General features: G+C 71.6%; 24 protein-coding genes. 16 read left to right on the plus strand and 8 right to left on the minus strand.

Annotated elements, in window-relative coordinates; genetic code table 11:
• The 4 genes from PE066_RS06845 to PE066_RS06860 all read left to right on the plus strand — a co-directional run bounded on the left by PE066_RS06845 (window position 1) and on the right by PE066_RS06860 (window position 3,344).
• The gene (locus PE066_RS06845) at window positions 1-636 is read left to right on the plus strand and encodes an L-threonylcarbamoyladenylate synthase (RefSeq protein WP_271235807.1); all 636 of its coding nucleotides are present in this window, start codon (window positions 1-3) and stop codon (window positions 634-636) included.
• A gap of 107 nt (window positions 637-743) precedes the next feature.
• The gene (locus tag PE066_RS06850) at window positions 744-1,406 is read left to right on the plus strand and encodes a site-2 protease family protein (RefSeq protein WP_271235808.1); all 663 of its coding nucleotides are present in this window, start codon (window positions 744-746) and stop codon (window positions 1,404-1,406) included.
• Between the two features lie 6 nt (window positions 1,407-1,412).
• Window positions 1,413-2,702, plus strand: a complete 1,290-nt coding sequence (locus PE066_RS06855) for a tryptophan--tRNA ligase (protein ID WP_271235809.1) — start codon at window positions 1,413-1,415, stop codon at window positions 2,700-2,702.
• Window positions 2,703-2,729: 27 nt separating this feature from the next.
• A complete protein-coding gene (locus PE066_RS06860; protein WP_271235810.1) occupies window positions 2,730-3,344 on the plus strand; it encodes a response regulator transcription factor in 615 nt (204 codons plus the stop codon).
• A gap of 129 nt (window positions 3,345-3,473) precedes the next feature.
• Here PE066_RS06860 and PE066_RS06865 read toward each other — a convergent pair whose 3' ends face one another.
• Both PE066_RS06865 and rpoN read right to left on the minus strand, forming a co-directional pair.
• Window positions 3,474-4,928: a sensor histidine kinase gene (locus tag PE066_RS06865; RefSeq protein WP_271235811.1), complete on the minus strand. Its 1,455-nt coding sequence runs from the start codon at window positions 4,926-4,928 to the stop codon at window positions 3,474-3,476.
• A 188-nt stretch (window positions 4,929-5,116) separates the two neighbouring features.
• Window positions 5,117-6,502, minus strand: a complete 1,386-nt coding sequence (gene rpoN / locus PE066_RS06870; RefSeq protein WP_271235812.1) for an RNA polymerase factor sigma-54 — start codon at window positions 6,500-6,502, stop codon at window positions 5,117-5,119.
• Between the two features lie 215 nt (window positions 6,503-6,717).
• Between rpoN and PE066_RS06875 the strand changes: the two genes are divergently transcribed.
• From PE066_RS06875 to PE066_RS06905, 7 genes are all read left to right on the plus strand, one after another.
• Complete coding sequence (locus tag PE066_RS06875; protein WP_271235813.1) at window positions 6,718-9,360, plus strand: ATP-binding protein; 2,643 nt, start codon at window positions 6,718-6,720, stop codon at window positions 9,358-9,360.
• A 115-nt stretch (window positions 9,361-9,475) separates the two neighbouring features.
• Window positions 9,476-10,888: a sigma-54-dependent transcriptional regulator gene (locus PE066_RS06880; protein WP_271235814.1), complete on the plus strand. Its 1,413-nt coding sequence runs from the start codon at window positions 9,476-9,478 to the stop codon at window positions 10,886-10,888.
• A gap of 64 nt (window positions 10,889-10,952) precedes the next feature.
• Window positions 10,953-11,186, plus strand: coding sequence for a KGG domain-containing protein (locus tag PE066_RS06885; protein WP_271235815.1), 234 nt, complete (start codon window positions 10,953-10,955; stop codon window positions 11,184-11,186).
• A gap of 118 nt (window positions 11,187-11,304) precedes the next feature.
• Window positions 11,305-11,604: a hypothetical protein gene (locus tag PE066_RS06890; protein ID WP_271235816.1), complete on the plus strand. Its 300-nt coding sequence runs from the start codon at window positions 11,305-11,307 to the stop codon at window positions 11,602-11,604.
• Between the two features lie 84 nt (window positions 11,605-11,688).
• Window positions 11,689-12,726 (plus strand): non-homologous end joining protein Ku, encoded by a 1,038-nt coding sequence (gene ku, locus PE066_RS06895; RefSeq protein ID WP_271235817.1) that lies wholly within the window; start codon window positions 11,689-11,691, stop codon window positions 12,724-12,726.
• 4 nt (window positions 12,727-12,730) lie between these two features.
• Window positions 12,731-13,216: a hypothetical protein gene (locus tag PE066_RS06900; protein ID WP_271235818.1), complete on the plus strand. Its 486-nt coding sequence runs from the start codon at window positions 12,731-12,733 to the stop codon at window positions 13,214-13,216.
• Window positions 13,217-13,275: 59 nt separating this feature from the next.
• Complete coding sequence (locus tag PE066_RS06905) at window positions 13,276-14,052, plus strand: hypothetical protein (protein WP_271235819.1); 777 nt, start codon at window positions 13,276-13,278, stop codon at window positions 14,050-14,052.
• A gap of 186 nt (window positions 14,053-14,238) precedes the next feature.
• Here the strand turns inward: PE066_RS06905 and PE066_RS06910 are convergent, their stop codons facing one another.
• The 3 genes from PE066_RS06910 to arsC all read right to left on the minus strand — a co-directional run bounded on the left by PE066_RS06910 (window position 14,239) and on the right by arsC (window position 15,406).
• Complete coding sequence (locus PE066_RS06910) at window positions 14,239-14,466, minus strand: hypothetical protein (RefSeq protein ID WP_271235820.1); 228 nt, start codon at window positions 14,464-14,466, stop codon at window positions 14,239-14,241.
• A gap of 113 nt (window positions 14,467-14,579) precedes the next feature.
• Window positions 14,580-14,978, minus strand: coding sequence for a TraR/DksA family transcriptional regulator (locus PE066_RS06915; RefSeq protein WP_271235821.1), 399 nt, complete (start codon window positions 14,976-14,978; stop codon window positions 14,580-14,582).
• 53 nt (window positions 14,979-15,031) lie between these two features.
• Entirely contained in the window at window positions 15,032-15,406 is a 375-nt protein-coding gene (gene arsC, locus PE066_RS06920; RefSeq protein WP_271235822.1) for an arsenate reductase (glutaredoxin), read from the minus strand.
• A 182-nt stretch (window positions 15,407-15,588) separates the two neighbouring features.
• Here arsC and PE066_RS06925 point away from each other — a divergent pair, with 182 nt between their 5' ends.
• A complete protein-coding gene (locus tag PE066_RS06925; RefSeq protein ID WP_271235823.1) occupies window positions 15,589-15,747 on the plus strand; it encodes a hypothetical protein in 159 nt (52 codons plus the stop codon).
• A gap of 230 nt (window positions 15,748-15,977) precedes the next feature.
• Here the strand turns inward: PE066_RS06925 and PE066_RS06930 are convergent, their stop codons facing one another.
• Together PE066_RS06930 and PE066_RS06935 are read right to left on the minus strand one after the other, a co-directional pair.
• Entirely contained in the window at window positions 15,978-16,649 is a 672-nt protein-coding gene (locus PE066_RS06930; RefSeq protein WP_271235824.1) for a transglutaminase-like domain-containing protein, read from the minus strand.
• 94 nt (window positions 16,650-16,743) lie between these two features.
• On the minus strand, window positions 16,744-17,337 hold the full coding sequence (locus tag PE066_RS06935) for a thioredoxin fold domain-containing protein (RefSeq protein ID WP_271235825.1): 594 nt from the start codon (window positions 17,335-17,337) through the stop codon (window positions 16,744-16,746).
• A gap of 292 nt (window positions 17,338-17,629) precedes the next feature.
• Here PE066_RS06935 and minC point away from each other — a divergent pair, with 292 nt between their 5' ends.
• From minC to PE066_RS06955, 4 genes are read left to right on the plus strand one after another with little or no spacing between them, the layout of a single operon-like run.
• Window positions 17,630-18,451 carry a septum site-determining protein MinC gene (gene minC / locus PE066_RS06940; RefSeq protein ID WP_271235826.1) on the plus strand — a complete coding sequence of 274 codons (822 nt, stop codon included), beginning with the start codon at window positions 17,630-17,632 and terminating at the stop codon, window positions 18,449-18,451.
• Between the two features lie 16 nt (window positions 18,452-18,467).
• A complete protein-coding gene (gene minD / locus PE066_RS06945; RefSeq protein WP_271235827.1) occupies window positions 18,468-19,283 on the plus strand; it encodes a septum site-determining protein MinD in 816 nt (271 codons plus the stop codon).
• 3 nt (window positions 19,284-19,286) lie between these two features.
• Complete coding sequence (gene minE, locus PE066_RS06950) at window positions 19,287-19,550, plus strand: cell division topological specificity factor MinE (RefSeq protein ID WP_271235828.1); 264 nt, start codon at window positions 19,287-19,289, stop codon at window positions 19,548-19,550.
• Window position 19,551: 1 nt separating this feature from the next.
• Window positions 19,552-20,463 carry a recombination-associated protein RdgC gene (locus tag PE066_RS06955; protein ID WP_271235829.1) on the plus strand — a complete coding sequence of 304 codons (912 nt, stop codon included), beginning with the start codon at window positions 19,552-19,554 and terminating at the stop codon, window positions 20,461-20,463.
• 15 nt (window positions 20,464-20,478) lie between these two features.
• Here PE066_RS06955 and PE066_RS06960 read toward each other — a convergent pair whose 3' ends face one another.
• Window positions 20,479-20,808 (minus strand): hypothetical protein, encoded by a 330-nt coding sequence (locus PE066_RS06960; protein WP_271235830.1) that lies wholly within the window; start codon window positions 20,806-20,808, stop codon window positions 20,479-20,481.
• Window positions 20,809-20,839 lie beyond the last annotated feature (31 nt).

Consider the following 20,839-nt stretch of genomic DNA (forward strand, 5'->3'; position numbering starts at 1 on the left):
ATGGCCCAGTACTTCGAACTCCATCCCGACAACCCGCAGGTGCGGCTGCTCAAGCAGGCCGTCGCGCTGCTGCAGCAGGGCGGCCTGCTGGCGGTGCCGACCGACTCCAGCTACGCGCTGGTGTGCCACCTGGACGACAAGGCCGCGGTGGATCGGCTGCGCCAGGTGCGCGGGGTCGACGAGAAGCACCACCTCACGCTGCTGTGCCGCGACCTGAGCGAGCTGTCGAACTACGCGCGCGTCGACAACCGGCAGTACCGGCTGCTGAAGCTGGGCACGCCCGGGCCGTACACCTTCATCCTGGAGGCCACTCGCGAAGTGCCGCGGCGGGTGAGCCATCCGCAGCGCAAGACCATCGGCCTGCGGGTGCCCGACCACCAGGTGCTGCAGCAGGTGCTGGAGCTGCTGGGCGAGCCGCTGCTGGGCACGACGCTGATCCCGCCGAAGGAGAGCGAGCCGCTGAACGACGCGCAGGACATCCGCCGGCGCTACGAGCGCCTGATCGCCGGCGTGATCGACGCCGGCGCCTGCCCGCTCGAGCCGACCACGGTGGTGGACCTGACGCCGATGGGAACCGGCGGCGAGGCGGTGGTCGTGCGGCAGGGACGGGGCGACGAGGACCGCCTGGGGCTGTGAGGCCCTGCGCCGTTCCGCGCAGGCGGGAACGAGCCGCGACGCGGCGCAGGAGCGCCGCGGGCGAGCAGGCGGCGGCGCACTGGCCGTCTGAGACAATCTCCTCTTCCATGGAAAACATGATCCAGACGGCGCTGATCTTCGCGCTGCCCGTCCTTTTCGCCATCACCGTGCACGAGGCCGCCCACGGCTACGTGGCGCGCTACTTCGGCGACAACACGGCCTACGCGATGGGCCGCGTCACGCTCAACCCGATCCCGCACATCGACCCGATCGGCACCATCGCCATGCCGGTGCTGCTGTACTTCGCCACCTCGGGCGCCTTCCTGTTCGGCTATGCCAAGCCGGTGCCGGTGGACTTCGGCCGGCTGCGGCACCCGCGCCGCGACATGGTCTGGGTGGCGCTGGCCGGCCCGGCCTCCAACTTCGTCCAGGCCATCCTCTGGGCCGTGCTGTTCACCGTGCTGGCCGGCACGGGCGTGACCGAGCGCTTCTTCCTGGAGATGGCCAAGGCCGGCGTGCTGGTCAACCTGGTGATGTGGGCCTTCAACCTGTTCCCGCTGCCGCCGCTGGACGGCGGCCGCATCCTGGCCGGGCTGCTGCCGCCGCGCGCGGCCTGGGCCTTGAGCCGCATCGAGCCCTGGGGTTTCTTCATCGTCATGGGCCTGGTGATCGCCGGCATCGTCGGCAACCTGTGGCTGCGCCCGCTGATCTCCTTCGGCTACGGCGTGCTGGGCGTGCTGCTCGCGCCGCTCAGCGCGCTGCTTTCCTGACCCGACATGAACGCCACCCTCACCCGCTACCTCACCGGCATCACCACCACCGGCACCCCGCACCTGGGCAACTACGTCGGCGCCATCCGCCCCACCGTGCAGGCCAGCCGCCGGCCGGGCACGCAGAACTTCTATTTCCTGGCCGACTACCACGCGCTGATCAAGTGCGACGAGCCGGCCCGCATCCAGCGCTCGACGCTGGAGATCGCGGCCTGCTGGCTGGCCGCGGGGCTGGATCCGGAGCACGTCTACTTCTACCGGCAATCGGACATCCCCGAGATTCCGGAGCTGACCTGGTTCCTCACCTGCGTCACCGGCAAGGGCCTGCTCAACCGGGCCCACGCCTACAAGGCGCAGGTGGACAAGAACAACGCCGCCGGCGTCGACCCGGACGCCGACGTCACCGCCGGCCTGTTCATGTACCCGGTGCTGATGGCCGCCGACATCATCCTGTTCAACGCCCACAAGGTGCCGGTCGGCCGCGACCAGGTGCAGCACCTGGAGATGGCGCGCGATATGGCGTCCAGCTTCAACCACCTGTACGGCGAGCACTTCACCCTGCCCGAGGCCCAGATCGACGAGGCCGTGGCCACGCTGCCGGGCCTGGACGGGCGCAAGATGAGCAAGAGCTATGACAACGTCATCGCCCTGTTCGGCCCGCGCGAGCAGGTGCGCAGGCAGATCTTCTCCATCGTCACCGACTCGCGCGCGCCCGGCGAGCCCAAGGAGGTGGAAGGCTCGGCGCTGTTCCAGATCTACCAGGCCTTCGCCGACGCGGGCGAGACGCAGGCGCTGCGCAAGGCCTATGCGCAAGGCATCGCCTGGTCGGACGCCAAGCAGCTGCTGTTCGAGCGCATCGACCGCGAGATCGCGCCGATGCGCGAGCGCTACGACGCGCTGGTGAACAACCCGGCCGAGCTGGAGAAGATCCTCAAGGCGGGCGCCGAGAAGGCCCGCGCGATCGCCACCCCCTTTCTCGGCCGGCTGCGCCACGCCGTCGGCCTGCGCAACCTGGCCGACCAGCCGCAGGCCGCCGGCAAGGGCAAGGCCAAGGCCGCGCTGCCCTCGTTCAAGCAATACCGCGAGGCCGACGGCCGGCACTACTTCAAGCTGGTGGACGCGGGCGGCGCCCTGCTGCTGCAAAGCAGCGGCTTCGCCTCGCCGCAGGACGCGGGCCGCGCCGTCGCGCGGCTGAAGCAGGAAGGCCTGGCCGCCCTGGGCGGCGCCGCTGCGCTGGCCGAGGGCGTCAGCGAGGACCAGGCCCGCGCCGCGCTGGCGCAATTGGCAAGCGGCTGAGCCATCGCGCTATCCTTGCGGTCCGAGATGAAAGCCACTCCCAACCCCACCACCCTGTACGTGATCGACGACCACCCGCTGATGCGCGAGGCGGTCGTCATGCTGCTGCGCCGGTTGCGGCCGGGGGCGCGCGTGATCGAGCTCGATCGCATCGGGGGCATGGAATCGGCCGTGCGCGAGCACGGTTTCCCGGACCTGATCTGCCTCGACCTGAAGCTGCCGGACACCACCGGCACCTCGGGCGTGCACGAGATGAAGAACCGGTTCCCGCAGGCGCCCCTGGCCGTGCTGTCGGCCTCGCCCGCGGCCGACGCGGAGGAAGCCTGCATCGAGGCCGGCGCCGACATCTACATCGAGAAGTCGGCCGGGGCGCAGGAGATCGGCAACGCGCTGCGCGCTCTGCTGAACACCGACGGCAGCTTCGAGGAACTGGCGCCGACCGACAACAAGCTGTCCAAGCGCCAGAAGCAGCTGATCGTGATGCTGGACCGCGGGCTGTCCAACCGCGAGATCGCCGACGAACTGGGCATCAGCGAGCACACCGTCAAGGTCCACCTGTGGCGCCTGTTCCGCCGCCTGGGCGTCAAGAGCCGCACCCAGACCATCCATTTCGCGCGCACGCACGGGCTGCTGTCGAGCTAGGCACTCCCGCCGCCTGGCTGTCATGGCGGGCTTGACCCGCCATCCACCTCCCGACCTCGACCAGCGCAGTGGCTGGGTCCCGGCTTGCGCCGGGATGACACCGTCGGACGCCCGCTCGCCGGCCCGGCCCTACCGCCCCGCCTCCAGCGCCGCCGGCTGGCGCGCCGCGCTGTCGACGATCGGCGAGGCGGCGCGCTCGGCCGCCTCCTTCGGATCGGTCGGCTGCACCAGCAGCCGGAACACCGTCCCGCGACCCGGCCGCGACGCGAAATTCAGCGGATGGCCCAGGATGTTCGACAGCCGGGCCACGATGTACAGGCCCAGGCCGAAGCCCTCCTCCGTGCCCGCATGGCCGGGCACCTTGAAGAACTCGCGGAAGATCTCGCGCTGGTGGGCCGGCGTGATGCCGATACCGGTGTCCCAGATCTCGATGCGCGGCCCGTGCCGGGTGCGGCGCGCCGCCACCAGGATGCCGCCCTTGCGCGTGTACTTGACCGCGTTGGAGATCAGGTTGCCGACGATGCGCTGCAGCAGGATCGGGTCGCTGGTCACGGTGCCGGGCACCGCATGCACGCGGAACTGCAGGCCCTTGGCCTCGGCCAGCGGGCGGTAGTGCAGCTCCAGGTCGTGCAGCAGCTTGTCCAGCCGCAGCTCCTCGACCTTGAGCTTGATCTTGCCGGTGTCCAGCCGCACCAGGTCGAACAGCGAGTCGAACAGCGCATTCACCGCCTTGGTCGATTCGACGATCTTGGGCGCGATGTCGTGCACCAGTTCCGGCTCGCTGCCCAGCCAGTCGGCATACAGGCCCAGCGCGTGCACCGGCTGGCGGATGTCGTGTGCCGCGCTGGCCAGGAAGCGGTTCTTGATCTCGATGGCCTCCAGCGCGGCCTGGGTCTGGCGCGTCAGCGATTCGATCAGCTGGTTGTTGCGGAACTGCAGCTCGAAGTTGCGCCGATGCGTCAGGTGCAGCCGCAGGCCGGCATGGCGCACCACCTGCCAGAAGATCACCAGCAGCAGCACCATCCAGCCATGCTGGTTGGGCCCGCTGAAATGGATGTCCACCCCGACCCGCCAGCCGATCACGGCCAGGGCCGTCAGGGCCAGCGTGTCCAGGTAGCGCCGCATGGTCGGCAGGTGGCTCGACAAGCTGTTGATGGAGAACATGCCCAGCCCGGCCAGCACCATCCAGCAGATGAACTGGTCGGCCAGCGGGGCCCGCTCGAAGAACATCAGCGTGGACATGCCCCACAGGGCGCCGGTCACCGGCCAGGCGAGGCGGAAGCGCCGCAGGAAGGCCAGGTGGGCGTCGGCTCCGGCGCCGGCGACGTCGCGCTCGTAGACGCGGATCACCTGCATGCGGCCCAGCGCCACCGAGGCGGTGGCGGCGGCCCAGAGCAGCAGGCCGATGCGCGGCGCGTCGGTCCACAGCACCGCCACGAACAGCGGCACCAGCGCCAGTGCCAGCAGCTGCGTGCTGCGCTGGGTGCGCATCAGGCTGCGGATCAACTCGCCCTGGACCCAGTGGTCCTCCGCCGCGCCGGCGGCCGGCGGGTCGGTGTCGGGAGGAGCGCTGTCGGCGGTCACGGCAGCGGTATTGTCCACCCGCCCGCCAGCTGCCATCCGCGAAGCCGGGGGCCCTGCGCACCGGCATCCCTCCGCAATGCCGCAGGATCCAGCGCACAAGCCGTCGTCCTCCGCGAAGGCGGGGCTGCGGCGCTCACTCCCGCGTTGCGGGTGGATTCCCGCCTTCGCGGGAATGACGAAAACGGACCTCAGGCCGCCGCCCGCCTGCGTTCGGCCGGCTCGATCTTCATCAGCTGCCGGTACTTGGTCACCGTGCGCCGCGCCACCTTCAGGCCCTGGCCGTCCAGCTGGCGCGCGATCTCCACGTCGGACAGCGGCTGCGCGGCGGATTCGGCGGCGATCATTTCCTGGATCAGGCCGCGGATCGCCGTGGGCGAGCACTCGCCGCCGCTGGCCATCGCCAGCCCGCGCGAGAAGAAGTACTTCAGCTCGAACACGCCGGCCGGGGTGGCCATGAACTTGTTGTTGGTCACGCGCGAGACGGTCGACTCGTGCACCCCCACCTCCTGCGCGATCTCGCGCAGCGCCAGCGGCTTCATGGCCATCGCCCCGTAGGCCAGGAACCGGTGCTGGCGCTTGAGGATGGCCTGGGCCACCGCCAGGATGGTGGAAAAGCGCTGCTCCACGTTGTGCACCGTCCAGCGCGCCTCCTGCAGGTGCGCGCCCAGCTCGGCGTGCTCGGGCCGCCGGTGGCGGCGGAACAGCTCGGCATAGCTGCGGTTCAGCCGCACGCGCGGCACCACTGCGTCGTTCAGCAGCGCGGTCCACTGGCCGCGCACCTTGCGCACGATCACGTCGGGCGTGACGTACTGCACCGATGCGGCTTCATGGCGCCAGCCGGGGCGCGGGTCGAGCCGGCGGATCGCCGCGCAGGCGGCCTGCGCCTCGTCCAGCGGAACGCGCAGCTTGCGCGCCACCGCCGGCAGGTCGCGGCTGGCCAGGCACTGCACGCACTCGCCCAGGATGCGCCCGGCCAGTTCGCGCTTGCGCGCGCATTCGATCGAAGGCAGTTGCAGCCGCAGGCATTCGATCACGTCGCGCGCGCCGACGCCGGCCGGCTCCAGCGACTGCACCCGGCACAGCGCGATGGCCAGTTCCCCCGGCTCGGGCAGCGGGTCCAGCGGCACCACGGTCGCCAGCTCCGACAGCGGCGCGCGCAGGTAGCCGTCGTCATCGAGCGACTCGATCACGGCCGCGGCCAGCACCCAGTCGCGCTCGGGCAGCGGCAGCAGGTTGAGCTGGCCGAGCAGGTGGTCGGCCAGCGACGTGCGGGCCACCAGCGTGTCGAATACGCCATCGTCATCGACCATGCGGGCCCGCGCCACCGTGCCGCCGCCCCAGCCGCCCGCATCCGGCGGGCGCTCGGGCCCTTCGCCGTCCGCCTCGGCCACCGCGCCGGCATCGGGCAGCAGGCCGCTCTCGTCGGTTTCCAGGAAGGGGTTGGTGTCCAGCGCATCGCGCACCGCGCGCGAGAAGTCGAGCGAGGACATCTGCAGCAGCCGCACGGCCCGCTGCAGCCGGGGCGACAGCGCCGGGTGCAGGGCGGCGCCGGCGTGCAGGCTCAAGGATGGCATCGGTTCTCCTCTGGCGAGCCGCCAGCGTAGGCAATCCGGCCGCCCGCAGGGTCTCGCCATCTGTAAAGGTTGCGAGCCGAAGCGGCACGACGGCGGCGAGGCGCGGACACACTCTGTTGCCGCACCGCCCACGCCGGCCGCTGCCGGGCTACGCTGGCGTGGGAACGCCGCGAGCGACCCGGCCTGGTGTTCGCCCCGCGGCCTCCGATCGCGCGATGCCCGCCGCCCACCCGTCCCCGCCGCCGCTGGAGCGCTACTGGCCGAGCGCACCGCTGCGGCGCTACCTGGTGGTGGTGATCGTGCTGGCGATCCTGCCGCTGGCCGCCCTGGTCAGCTGGCAGATCTTTGCCGACGTGCGCGACGAGCAGCGGCAGATCGAAGCCAACCTGGCCGGTTCCGCCGCGGCGCTGGCGCAGGCGGTGGACAGCGAGCTCAATGCCTCGCTCGACGCGCTGGGCAACCTGGCGCATTCCGAGCTGCTGCAGCCGGGCCAGGCCGACGCGTTCCAGCGTGGACTGCTGCAGCGGCCGCCGGCGCGGCGCGACTGGCACAGCGTGTTCCTGGTCGATGCCGACAGCATGCTGCGCTTCGACAGCGCGGCCGGCGCGCAGCCCGGCGCGCCGGTCTCGGGTGATCTGGGACACGTGACCGCGCAGGTGACGCGCGATGCGCAGCCGGCCGCCTCGGGGCTGGTGGCCACGCGCGGCCCGGAAGGCCTGGCCGTGCTGCTGGCCGTGCCGGTGGTGCGCGAAGGCCGCATCGCCTACGTGCTGGGCGCACGCGTGTCGGGCGCGGCGTGGCAGCGCCTGGTCGGCGCCGCCAGCCGCCCGGACGGCGGCTACGTCGCCCTGCACGATGCGCGCCAGCGCCTGATCGCCTGGACGCTGCCGCGCGAAGTGCCGCTGGGCGCCGGGCTGCCCGCCGACGCGGCCGATGCGATCCGCAGCCGCCCGTTCGGGGTGCAGCGGCTGCCGGGCCCGGACGGCCAGCCGGTGTACGCGGCCTGGCAGCGGGTGGGACCGTCGGACTGGCAGGTCCAGGTGGCCGCACCCGCCGGCCCGATCGAGGCCGGGCACCGGCGCGCGATCCTGGGCGCCCTGGCCGCCAGCGGCGGCAGCCTGCTGCTGGGCGTGCTGCTGGCCACCGCCGCGGCGCGCCGCATCAGCCGCCCGCTGCAGACCCTGGCGGCGCGCGGGCATGCCGGCCTGCCCGGCCGCGTGCCGGTGCGCGAGATCGCCAGCCTGCGCGATGCCTTGCGCGCCGCCGCCGAGCGCGACGAGCAGGCGCGCCGCACCCTGGAGGCCGACATCGCCGAGCGGCGGCGGGTCGAAGGCGAGTTGCTGGCCGCGCACGAACAACTGAGCGCCGGCCAGCGGCTGATGGACCTGGCGCAGGAAGCCGGGCATGTCGGCTTCTTCCACCACCGCTTCGGCCCCGACGAGCTGGAGTGGACGCCGGGCCATTGCAAGCTGTTCGGCATCGACCGGCTCGAGCCGCCGCGGCTGGCCGGCTGGCTCGAGCGCATCGCGCCGGGCGACCGCGACCGGATCGAGCGCGAGATCCGCCAGGCCTGGGCGCAGCGCCACGAAGTCCAGACCCTGGAGTACGCGGTCGCGATGCCCGGCGGCGGCGCGCGCTGGATGTCCAGCCGGGTGCTGCTGCGCTACGCCCCCGACGGCCGGCCGCTGCAGATGACCGGGGTCACGGTCGACATGACGGACCAGCGCGAGGCCGAGCTGCAGCGGGCCGGGCTCACCGAGCAGGCGGTCGCCGCGCGCCGCGCGGCCGAGGCGGCCAGCCGCGCCAAGGACGAGTTCCTGTCGATGCTGGGCCACGAACTGCGCAACCCGCTGGGCGCCATCTCCGCCGCCATCGACGTGCTGGAGACGGCCGACCCGGCCGGCCCGGAGGCGGCCGATGCGCGCTCGATCATCTCGCGCCAGACGCGCAACCTTGCGCACCTGATGAACGACCTGCTGGACGTCGGGCGGGTGGTGGCCGGCAAGATCCTGCTGGCGCGCCAGCCGGTGAACCTGGCGGCGCTGGGCGATCGCGTGCGGCGCACGCTGGCCCTGACCGGCGAGGCGGCGCGCCACGACCTGCGCATGCGGCTCGAGCCGGCCTGGGTCGATGGCGACAGCGTGCGGCTGGAACAGGTGATGACCAACCTGCTGACCAATGCCGTCAAGTACACCCCCGCCGGCGGCCGCATCGAGGTCACCACCGGGCTGCGCGACGACTGCGCGGTGTTCGAGGTGACCGACGCCGGCATCGGCATCGCGCCGGCGCTGCTGCCGCACGTGTTCGAGCTGTTCGTGCAGGGCGAGCGCTCGCTGGACCGCCGCGCCGGCGGGCTGGGCATCGGCCTGACGCTGGTGCGGCGGCTGGTGGAGCTGCACGGCGGGCGCATCGACGCGCACAGCTCGGAGGCGGGCAGCCGCTTCACCGTGCTGCTGCCCGCGATCGAGCCGCCCGCGCTGCCGCCCCCCGACGCGCTGCCGCCCTCGCGCCGCCGCCGGGTGCTGGTAATAGAGGACAACCGCGACGTGCTGGCGGCGCTGCGCGCCAAGCTCGAGCTCGAGGGCCACAGCGTCAGCACCGCGGCCGACGGCATCGAGGGGCTCAACCGCCTGCTGCGCCAGCAGCCCGAGGTGTCGATCGTCGACATCGGCCTGCCCGGCCTGACCGGCTACGAACTGGCGCGGCACGCGCGCGCAGCCGGTTACGCGGGCCGCATGATCGCGCTGTCGGGCTATGGGCTGGCGCGCGACGTCGACAGCGCCATGGTGGCCGGTTTCGACGGCTACCTGGTCAAGCCGGTCGACCGCGGGCAATTGCGCGCCAGCCTGGAGGACTAGGCCTGCCGGGCAGCGCAACCTTGCGATGCGTTACACCACGGCCGAACTTCGGCGGCCGAATAATCAGCCCGGCATTTGCGCAAACCGCGCGCGGTGCCAGGACAGCAGGGGACCGATGGGGCATGCACTGATCGTCGAGGACGACGCCGACGCCGCGCGCATGATGGCGCAGCTGGTGGCGGGCGAAGGCTTTTCGGCCGCCACGGCCCGGTCCCTGAACGAGGCGCGGCGGCAGATGGCGCTGCAGCAGCCGGACGTGGTGCTGCTCGACCTGCGCCTGCCCGACGGCAACGGCATGGCGCTGCTGGACGACCGCGACCTGATCGGCAACTGCGAGGTGGTGCTGATGACCGGCCACGCCAGCCTGGAGACCTCGATCCAGGCGCTGCGCGCCGGCGCCGCCGACTACCTCATCAAGCCGGTCAGCGCGCGCCAGCTGCAGAGCATCCTGTCGCGCGTGATGAAACCCTCGGTGCTGCAGGACGAGGTGCGCAGCCTGCACGCCGACCTGCGGCGCAGCGGCCGCTTCGGCCTGCTGGTGGGCACCTCGGCGCCGATGGCGCAGGTCTACGAGCAGATCGCGCGGGTGGCCGGCACCTCGGTGACGGTGTTCGTCACCGGCGAAAGCGGCACCGGCAAGGAACTGGTGGCGCGCACGGTGCACGACCTCAGCCGGCGCCGCGCCAAGCCGTTCCTGGCGGTGAACTGCGGGGCGATCTCGCCGCAGCTGATCGAGAGCGAGATCTTCGGCCACGAGAAGGGCAGCTTCACCGGCGCCGAGCGCCAGCACCCCGGCTTCTTCGAGCGCGCCCACGGCGGCACGCTGTTCCTCGACGAGATCACCGAGATGCCGCTGGAACTGCAGGTCAAGCTGCTGCGCGTGCTGGAGACCGGCACCTTCCTGCGCGTGGGCTCCACCACCCCGCTGGAGACCGACGTGCGGGTGGTCGCCGCCTCCAACCGCGACCCGGCCGAAGCGGTGGCCCAGGGGCGCTTTCGCGAGGACCTGCACTACCGGCTCAACGTCTTCCCGATCGAGTTGCCGCCGCTGCGCGACCGGCTGGACGACCTGCCGCTGCTGGTGGAGCGCTTCCTGCAGGAGATCGGCCGCAAGGAAGGCAGCGCCAAGCGCATCACGCCGGCGGCCCTGCAGCGGCTGGCGCAGTACCGCTGGCCGGGCAACGTGCGCGAACTGCGCAACGTGCTGCAGCGGGCCTGGGTCATGGCGCCGGGCGCGGAGATCACGCAGCAATGGCTGCCCCGCAACCCGGCCCAGGTGGCGGCGCTGGCGCTGGATGCCGACGAGGGTGACGCGGCGCCCGCGGCCGCCGCGCCCGCCGCTCCCGCGGCTGCCGGTCATCCCGCACCGACGCTGCAGATTGCGGTCGGCACGCCACTGGCCGCGGCCGAAAAGCAGCTGATCCTGGCCACCCTGGCGCACTTCGGCCAGCACAAGGAACGCACCGCCGCCGCCCTGGGCGTGAGCCTGAAGACGCTTTACAACCGCTTGAAGGAGTACGGGGCCTAGGGCCGGGCACGCCCGTTGCCCAGCATTCGGTCCCAACCCCTTCGAACGGAAAGGCAAGACACCCATGGCAACACAAGACACCGCTCCCCAGAAGATCGACGGCGCCAGCGCCGGCCCGCGGCGCAGCCTGCGCGGATTCGCCGCGATGGATCCGCAGCGCCAGCGCGAGATCGCCAGCCTCGGCGGCCGGGCCGCGCACCAGAGCGGCCACGCGCACGAATTCAACACCGAGGAAGCGCGCGCCGCCGGCAAGAAGCGGCACGCCGTGCGCGGCGGCGGCGAACCGTCCTCCCGCTGAGTGTCGGCGCCGGCCTGCGCGCCGACGCGGCTTCGGCGGTGCAGGCCTGCGCCCCCGCGCCGACAGCCCGGTGCGGTGCGCCTGCCTAGCATGGACCGAAGCTCGCGAGAACCATGCAATGACCGGCGCCTCACCTGCCCCGCCCTCGCTGCACGCAGCCAGCCGCGCCCTCTGGCTGGCGACGCTGTCGCTGATGGCGGCCTTCATGCAGACGCAGGCGCCGGCGCACCGGCTGCTGATGGCGCGCCGCATCGCCCGCAACTTCGACACGCTGCGCGAGCAGGACTGCTTCGATGCCGGCAGCCGCCGCAGCTTCGAGCGGCTGGGCGCGCGCTGGCACGCCCAGGCCGATCGGCTGCAGGGCAAGCCGCCGGCCTCGCCGCTGCGGCGCATGCTGCAGAGGTTGCGGCCGCAATAAGGCGCCGGCTGTACGCCCGCGCCTACACCAGCGCGTGCGCGGTGCCGACAGCGCCGCGCCGCGCGCGTTTGCAGACTGAAACACATGGCCGCCGCACACGACACCCCGCCCACCGAGGGCATGGCCCCGTCCTCCACCCGCACGCTGTGGAAGGGCGCCATCACCTTCGGCCTGGTGCACATCCCGATCGGGCTGTACTCGGCCACGGCCGAGAGCGGCATCGACTTCGACTGGCTCGACAAGCGCAGCATGGACCCGGTCGGCTACAAGCGCATCAACAAGAAGACCGGCGAGGACATCGACAAGGAGAACATCGTCAAGGGCGTCAAGTGGCACAGCGGCGAGTACGTCGTGCTCAGCCCCGACGAGATCGCCAAGGCCTATCCGCGCACCACGCAGACGATCGAGATCGAGGCCTTCGTCGATGCCGACGAGGTGCCGTTCGTCTACCTGGAGCGGCCCTACTACGTCGCGCCCATCAACAAGGGCGACAAGGTCTACGCGCTGCTGCGCGAGGCCCTGCGCCAGACCGGCAAGGTCGGCATCGCCAAGGTGGTGATCCAGACCAAGCAGCACCTGGCGGTGCTAATCCCCAGCGGGCCGGCGCTGGTCCTCAACCTGCTGCGCTGGGGCGACGAGATCCGCACCTGGGAGGACCTGAAGCTGCCGCCGGCCGAGGCCAAGGCGGCGGGCGTCAAGGAAACCGAGCTGAACATGGCCAGGCAGCTGATCGAGGGCATGAGCGGCCACTGGAGCGCCGCCCAGTACCGCGATTCGTTCAGCGAGGAAATCATGAAGCTGGTCGAGGCCAAGGCCCAGGCCGGCCAGCTCGAGGCCGTCACGCCGGTCGAGCCGGCGCCCAGCGGCAGTGCCGAGGTGATCGACCTGACCGAGCTGCTGCGCCGCAGCCTGCGCGGCAAGGCGGCCGAGCCGGCGCCCGCGCCGGCTCCGGCCCGCAGCCCCAGCCGCGCCAAGGCGCCGGCACCGGCGCGGGAACGAAAGGAAGCGGCCGAGGACAAGGCGGTGGCGCGCGATGGCGGGGACGAGGCCGAGTCGGCGCCGGCCAAGCGCAAGGGGGCGGCCAAGTCGGCCGCCAAGACCCGTCCGCGCCGTGCCGCCTGAGCGCATGTCCACCCTGCAATACCACGCGGTCTGGCTGGCGCTGGCGCTGGCCGGCAGCGCCGTGGCCAGCGGGGTGATCGCCCGGCGGGTCTCCCGCGACGACCGGCGCCGCCGGCAGGCCGAGCAGGCGCTGGAGGCGCTGGCGCGCTATTGCGAATGGCTGGCGGCGCAGCGCCGCACCGCCCGCTTCGCCGGCGACGGCTCGGCGCTGGTGCAGCTGCGCCAGGTGCAGCAGGCCGCCTTTCCCGAACTCGCGCTGGCCATGGTGGAGCTGCTGGCGGTCCATGCGCGCATGCTCGACTTCCTGTGGGCCCAGCAGCAGTTGCGCGCGGCCGACCCCGAGGCCTGGCTGGAATCGGACCACGACAGCGGCTTCCTGGCGCTGTGGGGCGAGCACCGGCTGGCGGTGCACCGGCTGGCGGAACAGTTGCGCGCGAGCGCCGGCGAACTGGCGGTGGATGCCGAGCCGGAGTCCGTCTTCCCGGTTTGAGCCCTCGGCCCCGAAGGCTGGCCACGGGGGCACGCAACGGGAGAACGGTGGAGAAACCGATGAGCATCCGGACCCTCCCCATCGAATCGCTCATGGACCTGTCGCAGGCCCTCGCGCAGCAGGAGCCCTGCAACCTGCAACTGCAGACGTCCGTGCTCAGCCCCTATGCCCTCACGCTGCCGCGCGGGTTTGCGCTCTCGGGCAAGGACAGGCGCAGCTGCATCCTGAGCTTCTGCAACGGGGACGGCGTCGGGTTGACCGCCGACAACCGCATCGAGAACCTGACGCTGATGGCGACGCCGGCGGCGCGCGCCATCTACACCCAGACGGGCCTGGAGGACATGGGGAGCATCACCCTGCGCGACCTGGCCGTCACCGGGCAGGTGTCCCTCATCGTGCGCAGCGGCACGCGCAGGCTGGATCTCGTCGTCGACAAGCTCCACATCGCGGCCTGCGATTGCCGCCGCTACAGCGAGCAGCCGCAGAAATACGGCGTGAACGTCTACCAGGGCGCCCTGACGGTCTACAACTTCAACGGCGATCCGGGCTCGGTGGTCCGGGCTTCGCTGACCGATGTCACGGCCGGAGAACGCCAGGCGCCGGTGATCGGTTCGGGCGTGTTCGTGAGCGGCTTCGGCGACAACGGCGGCTGGGTCGAGCTGGAGCAGCTCACCACCTCGAGGTCGGCGGCGACCTGGTCACCCATGGTGCGGATGTCACCACCTTTGCCATCGAAGGCGGCAAGGTCAACGCGATCGACATCCGGGGGCAGGTGCTGGCGCACGGCGAGCGTTCCGACGCGATCCTGGTCAGCCAGAATGGCTCCACACCCTTGACCCACGTGCGGGCGGTCGCGGCGGCCGGCAAGAACCTGGTGGTTGCGGGTGGCGCGGTCACGGACCACCGGGGCCTGTCGGCCTAGGGCGAGGGGCCGGCCCCGGTCGGCACGCCGCAGGCACTACGGCGTGCCAACGAAAAAGCCCCGGCGCGGAGGCCGGGGCTGGTCAGCGCAGGGGCGCGGATCAGGCGGCGGGGCCGTCATTGCCTGCGGCCGGCCGCGACTCGGCCGCACGCCGGGTGCGGACCTCGACGCTGCGGCGCGCTGCCGCACGGGCCTCCTCGCGGGAGAACTGGTGGGCCCGGCCGGCGGCATGGGCCGTGCGGCCGCCGAGCGCGGCCACCTGGCGCATCTTTTCCGGGTCGAGAAGGGCGAATCCGCGCTTGCGAGGGGTATCCGTGGGCTGGGTCATGTCGGCTCCTGGTGAAAAGGATGCCCATCCTTGGCCAAGCTCAGCGGCCGTGGTGTAGGACAGCGCCTCGCGTCCCCGTCGGCTCGCATCCAAACCCGTCGGGAAGGGGCCGTTCAGGGCCGCGCCGGCGCCCCGGCCGGGTGCGCCTTTTCCCGGGCCTGCTCGTGCTCGATGCACAGGCGCGCCTGCGGCAGCGCCTTGAGGCGGTCGTACGGGATCGGCCGGTCGCATTCCTCGCAGCGGCCGTACTCGCCGCGGTGCATGCGCTCGCGCGAGTGGCCGATGTCGAGCAACTCGTCCTCGTGACGGCGCAATTGCTCCAGGTCGACGCTGGCCATCATGCGGGCATCGCCCTCTTCCACCGAATCGAGCACGGCCGCGCCGCTGCCGGCATCCGGCCGGGCCAGCGACTGGCGCAGCGCGGCGACGATGTCCTGCAGCTCGCGCTCGCGGCGGTCCAGCAGGTCCTTCAGTTCGGCCCGCTGCGCATCGGTCAGCTCGTGTGCCCGCATGGTGCCCATTCTGCGGAGCTCCGCGACGCAGCGGGGCCCGGCGAACAGGGCTGTTACGTCCGTTGCCCTTGCGTGCCGGGCAGGATTTCCAGCACGGCTTCCGGCGGCCGGCCCAGGCGCGCCCCCAGCGGCGTGGCGACGATGGGTCGCTGGATCAGGATCGGGTGCTGCAGCATGAAGTCGAGCAGTTGCTCGTCGGTCCAGGCCGGATCGTCCAGCCCGAGTTCCTCGTAGGGCGTGCCCTTGCGGCGCAGCACGTCGCGCACCGCCAGGCCCATCTGCGCGATCAGGCGCTTGAGCTCGTCGCGGCTGGGCGGCGACTTGAGGTACTCGACCACGCGCGGCTCGGCGCCCCGTTCGCGCAGCAGCGCGAGCGTGTTGCGGGAGGTGCTGCAGGCGGGGTTGTGGTAGATCGTGACGTCGTTCATGGCAGTGGCTTGGCTCGGCATGGCCCGATCATGCCCCCGGCCGGCCCGGGCCGGGCAAGCGGGCGGGTTGCCACTTTCCGGCGCGAGGCTGCGCCTGCCACAGCCGCTCTGGCAAACCGCTGACCTTGCCCACCGGGCGAGTCCTACAGGCCGGGCGCACTGGCGTGGCGAGCATGGGCGCCATGACCACTCCCGTCCACGCACATTTCAGCGACAGCTGGTGGGCCGACACCGGCGTCGTCGAAGAGCAGCGCCGCGGCGGCCTCGGCCTGTGGCTGCTGATCGCGCTGCTGAGCACGGCGCCGGGCGTCGGCGTGCTGCTGACCGTGGTGCTGGATTGACGTGCGCGTCACCCGCGCGCAGGGGCTGATCAGCCAGATCGGGGCCGGCGATGCAAGCAGGCTGATGTGACCATTCGTTACTGAGTGCCGCCTGCCTCTTTATTGAGCAGTCCGTCCAAAGCGCGCAGCCACGCCGCTTCGGCATGGGTGCACAACGCTTTCCCACAGAGTTGTCCACCGCGGCTGTGGGTTGCGTCCTACGCCCCGCTGGCCGGCTGCCGGCGCGGCGGTCAGCGCGTCTCGCGCTCCACGTCCTTCTGGAACAGGTCCTCGCCGCCACCGGCGCCTTCGATCCAGTCCGGGTAGGTCCTGGCGAAGTCCTCCGCGATGCGCCGGCGCGGCACGTCGTCGAAGGTGCCGCGCTGGTTGACGTACTCCATGTGCTGTCGCCCGGCCCGGTCGAACGGGTGGTAGATCGAGTCGGCCGTGCCGTCCCATTCCAGCGGCAGCAGGCCGAAGCGCTCGCACAGCTCGATGTTGAAGGCCGGGGTGGACTTGAGCCAGCGGCCGTCGATCCACAGCTCGGTGTAGCCGTGCCAGATGTACAGGTCTGTCTTGAGCAGGTCGCGCAGGCGCTGGGTGGACAGGTGGTTGCGCACGTCCGCATAGCCGACCCGCGCCGGGATGCCGGCCGCACGCGCCACCGCGGCCAGCAGCGCCGCCTTGGGCACGCACCAGCCGTAGCCGTTCTCGATCACCGTGCTGGCTCGCATGCCGCGTTCGCTCAGGTCGATGCGGTACGGGTCGTAGCGGTAGCCGTCGCGCACCAGGTGGTACAGCGACACGGCGCGCTCGCGGTCGCTGCCGCCCTGTGCGCGCGCGGCCAGTTCCACTACGGCCGGGTGGGTGCTGTCGATGTGGACGGCCGCCGCGAGCGTGGCGGGCGAAGGGGTCGTATCCATGGCTTGCACTATAGCGAGCAGGTGGATGGCGTCCCTGTCGCGGCCGGCACGGCCCGACTGGAGCCGGCGCGATCTCGCGATCGCCGCCGCGGCCCTAGCCCGCGCCGAGCCCGAAGCGCTGCGCCACCACCTCGGTCGGCGCCGAACCTTCCAGGGTGACCAGTTCGCCGGTGACGCCGTGCTTGCCGACGGCGGTGGGCACGCTGCCGAACCCGAAGCTGTTCATCAACTGGGTGTTGCGCTGGATCACCGCCTTCTGCTCGTCGGTCACGCCCATCGCCGCGATGCCGCCCTGCTGCGAGCGCAACGAGGTTTCGTGCCGGTCCATGGCCGCGACCGGATCGGCGGCGTTGAGGATGGTCGCGCCCTGCGGGCCGCTCCTGTCGTTGAGCAGCGCCACGGGAATCCAGACGAAGCGGGCGCGGCCCCGCAGCGGGCGCACCGCTTCCCACAGGGCGGCGCAGTGCGGGCACTGCGGGTCGAAGAAGACGTAGATCACCCGCGCCGCCATCGCCGAGCCGAGGCTGAAGCCCTTGGCCTGCTGCTCGATCGCCTCGACCGAGACCGGGATGGGAGCGGCCTTGCCGCCGGCCGTGCCGGACGATTCACGGCCGCAGCCGGCCAGGGTGAGGGCGACGAGGGCGGGGATGGCGGCGAGCGTGCGCCGGCGGATGAGGCTGTGGTTCATGGGGCTGCCGGTTGGTTGCAGCCGCCATTGTGAGCGCGGCGCCCCCCGGACTGCCGGGCCAGGCCGCGATCAGGCCCGGCGCCGCCGCGGCACCACGCTCAGCCGCACCGTCGCCTGCAGGGGCCGCGCCCACTGTCACCTGCTGCGCCGGGCAGCTCGATGATCGGGTCGGCCTGCCAGACACGCAGCTTCACGCTGGCGAGCGGTGCGCGCCAAGGTTCGCGCAACACAATGTCATGCATCGACTGCTGAGCCACTGCTAAGATGCGCGCGCTGTTGCAGTACCCCCTCGATGACCGTTGCACTCGCAGGCCGCGCCCCTGCCACCTTCGAGATCAAGAGCGCGAACCTCCCGCTGGTCGCCCTGTTGCTGAAGTCGGCCGACTTGCAGGCCCTCGCGGCTGAGTTGCAGGCGCGCTTCGGCGACATCCCCGATTTCTTCGACAACGACCTGCTGGTGATCGACCTGGCGCCGCTGCCGGCCGATGCCACGGTCGATTTCGCCGCGCTGGTGCAATTGCTGCGCAGCCTGCGCGTGGTGCCGGTGGCGGTGCGCGGGGGCAGCGATGCGCAGCAGCAGGCGGCCCGCGCGGCCGGCCTGGCCAAGGCCGACGAGGCGCTGGTGGCAGCGCCCCGGAAAGCCGTGCGCGATCCGCAAGAGGACTCCGCGAGCACCTCCGCAACCGCTCCAAGCCGGCCCGCGCCGCGTCGCGGCGAGACCGCCGAGATGCCGCCCGAGCCGGTCGGCGCCCTCCTCATCGACAAGCCCCTGCGCTCCGGCCAGCAGGCCTATGCCCGCGGCCGCGACCTGGTGGTGATGGCGATGGTCAACCCCGGCGCCGAGGTCATCGCCGACGGCAACATCCACGTCTACGCGCCGCTGCGCGGCAAGGCGATCGCCGGGGCCCGCGGCAACACCGAGGCGCGCATCGTGACGCTGTGCCTCGAGCCGGAGCTGGTCTCCATCGCCGGCGTCTACCGCACCAGCGACCTCCCCCTGCCCGCCGAGGTGCTCGGCAAGCCGACGCAGGTGCGGCTGGACGGCGGCGTCGAGGGCCGGCTGGTGCTGGAGCCGCTGGCATTCAGTTCCTCCCCTGCGAAGGGGAGGCGTTAAGAACATCGGGGAAACCATGGCAAGAATCATCGTCGTCACTTCCGGCAAGGGCGGGGTCGGCAAGACCACCACCAGCGCCAGCTTCGCTTCCGGCCTGGCCCTGGCCGGCCACAAGACCGCCGTCATCGACTTCGACGTCGGCCTGCGCAACCTGGACCTGATCATGGGTTGCGAGCGGCGCGTGGTCTACGACTTCGTCAACGTGATCCAGGGCGAGGCCACGCTGAACCAGGCCCTGATCAAGGACAAGAACTGCGACAACCTGTCGGTGCTGGCCGCCTCGCAGACGCGCGACAAGGAAGCGCTGACCGCGGAGAAGGTCGAGCGCGTGCTCGACGAGCTGGCCGGCATGGGCTTCGAGTACATCGTGTGCGACTCGCCGGCCGGCATCGAGACCGGCGCGCTGATGGCCATGCACTTCGCCGACGAGGCGCTGGTGGTCACCAACCCCGAGGTGTCCTCGGTGCGCGACTCCGACCGCATCCTGGGCATGCTGTCGTCCAAGACCCGGCGCGCCGTCGAGGGCAAGGAGCCGGTCAAGGAACACCTGCTGATCACCCGCTACAACCCCAACCGGGTCGACCAGGGCCAGATGCTGTCGCTGGAGGACATCCAGGACATCCTGCGCATCCCGCTGATCGGCGTGATCCCGGAAAGCGAGACGGTGCTGCAGGCCAGCAACCAGGGCCTGCCCGCGGTGCACCTCAAGGGCAGCGACGCGAGCGAGGCCTACAAGGACGTGGTGGACCGCTTCCTCGGCCAGGACAGGCCGATGCGCTTCGTCGATGCGCAGAAGCAGGGCTTCCTCAAGCGCCTGTTCGGGGGCCGCTGAGCCATGGCGTCGTTCCTGTCCTTCCTGCTCGGCGAGAAGAAGAAGACGGCCACGGTCGCCAAGGAGCGGCTGCAGATCATCCTGGCCCACGAGCGCTCCGGCCGCGGCGGCGCCGAGCCCGACTACCTGCCGGCCCTGCAGCGCGACCTGGTGGCGGTGATCGGCAAGTACATCAAGATCAATCCCGACGACATCAAGGTCCAGCTGGAGCGCCAGGACAACCTGGAGGTGCTGGAAGTGAAGATCGAACTGCCGGAGGCCCGCTAGCGTGCCGCTGTTCAAGAACATCGTCGTCTACCGCATCGGCCCGGAGTGGACGCCCCCGCCGCTGGAGCAGCTCGAGGCCGACCTGCAGCGGCTGGCCTTCCAGCCCTGCGAGCCCACGCAGGAGCGCTCCGCCGGCTGGGTGCCGCCGCGCGGCGCCGAGCACGGCGCCATGGTGGAGAGCGTGGCCGGCCAGTGGATCCTCAAGCTGGCGGTCGAACGCAAGGCGGTGCCGGCCGGCGCCGTGCGCACCGAACTCGAGGCGCGCTGCAAGGCGATCGAGGCCGAGCGCGGCCGCAAGCCCGGGCGCAAGGAAAAGACCGAGCTGAAGGCCGAGATCGTCCACACCTTCCTGCCGCGCGCGTTCAGCAAGCGCTCGTCGCACATCCTCTGGCTGGACCTGGAGCGGCGTGCGCTGGTGATCGCCGCGGGCAGCGTGAAGGCGGCCGAACCGGTGGTCAAGCCCCTGGTCGACCTGATGGCCGAGCTGCGCCACGTGATGCCGCTGGTGCCCCTGTCCACCGCGCTGGCGCCGGCCACGGCCATGGCCGACTGGCTGGCCAGCAAGCAGGCGCCGGCGGGCTTCACGATCGATCGCGACCTGGAACTGAAGAACCCCGGCGAGGAGAAGTCGGTGGTGCGCTACTCGCGCCACAACCTGGAACTGGACGAGATCGGCCAGCACATCCAGGAGGGCAAGCTGCCGGCGCAGCTGGCGCTGACCTGGAACGACAAGGTGTCGTTCGTGCTGACCGACCAGCTCGCGATCCGCAAGATCGACATCCGCGGCGTCGAGGACGCGCCCAAGGGCGAGGACGGCTTCGACGCCGACGCGGCGATCGCGACGGCGGAGCTGTCGGGACTGCTGCCGGATTTGCTGGCGGCGCTCGGCGGCGAGCTGCTGCCGCAGGCCTGAGCGCCGCGCCGCCGGCTACTTGCGGCGGCGGATGTTGGGCAGCCGCTGCCGCTCGGGGAAGGTGCCCACCGACGGCGGCGCGAACGACAGCGTGCTCGATTCCGGCCCGTGAAACAGCTCGGGCCGGGCGCCGCGCTCGGCGCGCGTCGTGCGCACCACGCCCAGTGCCAGCAACAGCAGGCCGGCCACGACCGCCATGCCGGACAGCAGCAGGGCATCATCGTGGAACGGCTGGCGGGGGGATGCAGCCAGGGCTGCGACGGTCAGGGCTCCTGCGCCGATTCCCAGCAGGCACAGGGCCATGCCGAGGCGCACCAGAATGGAGCGGGTACTTCTAGGGTCCATTTGCTGCCGAGTCTAGTTCAGACGGCGCCCA

The sequence above is a fragment of the Ramlibacter tataouinensis genome (assembly GCF_027941915.1).
Taxonomy (GTDB): Bacteria; Pseudomonadota; Gammaproteobacteria; order Burkholderiales; family Burkholderiaceae_C; genus Ramlibacter; species Ramlibacter tataouinensis_C.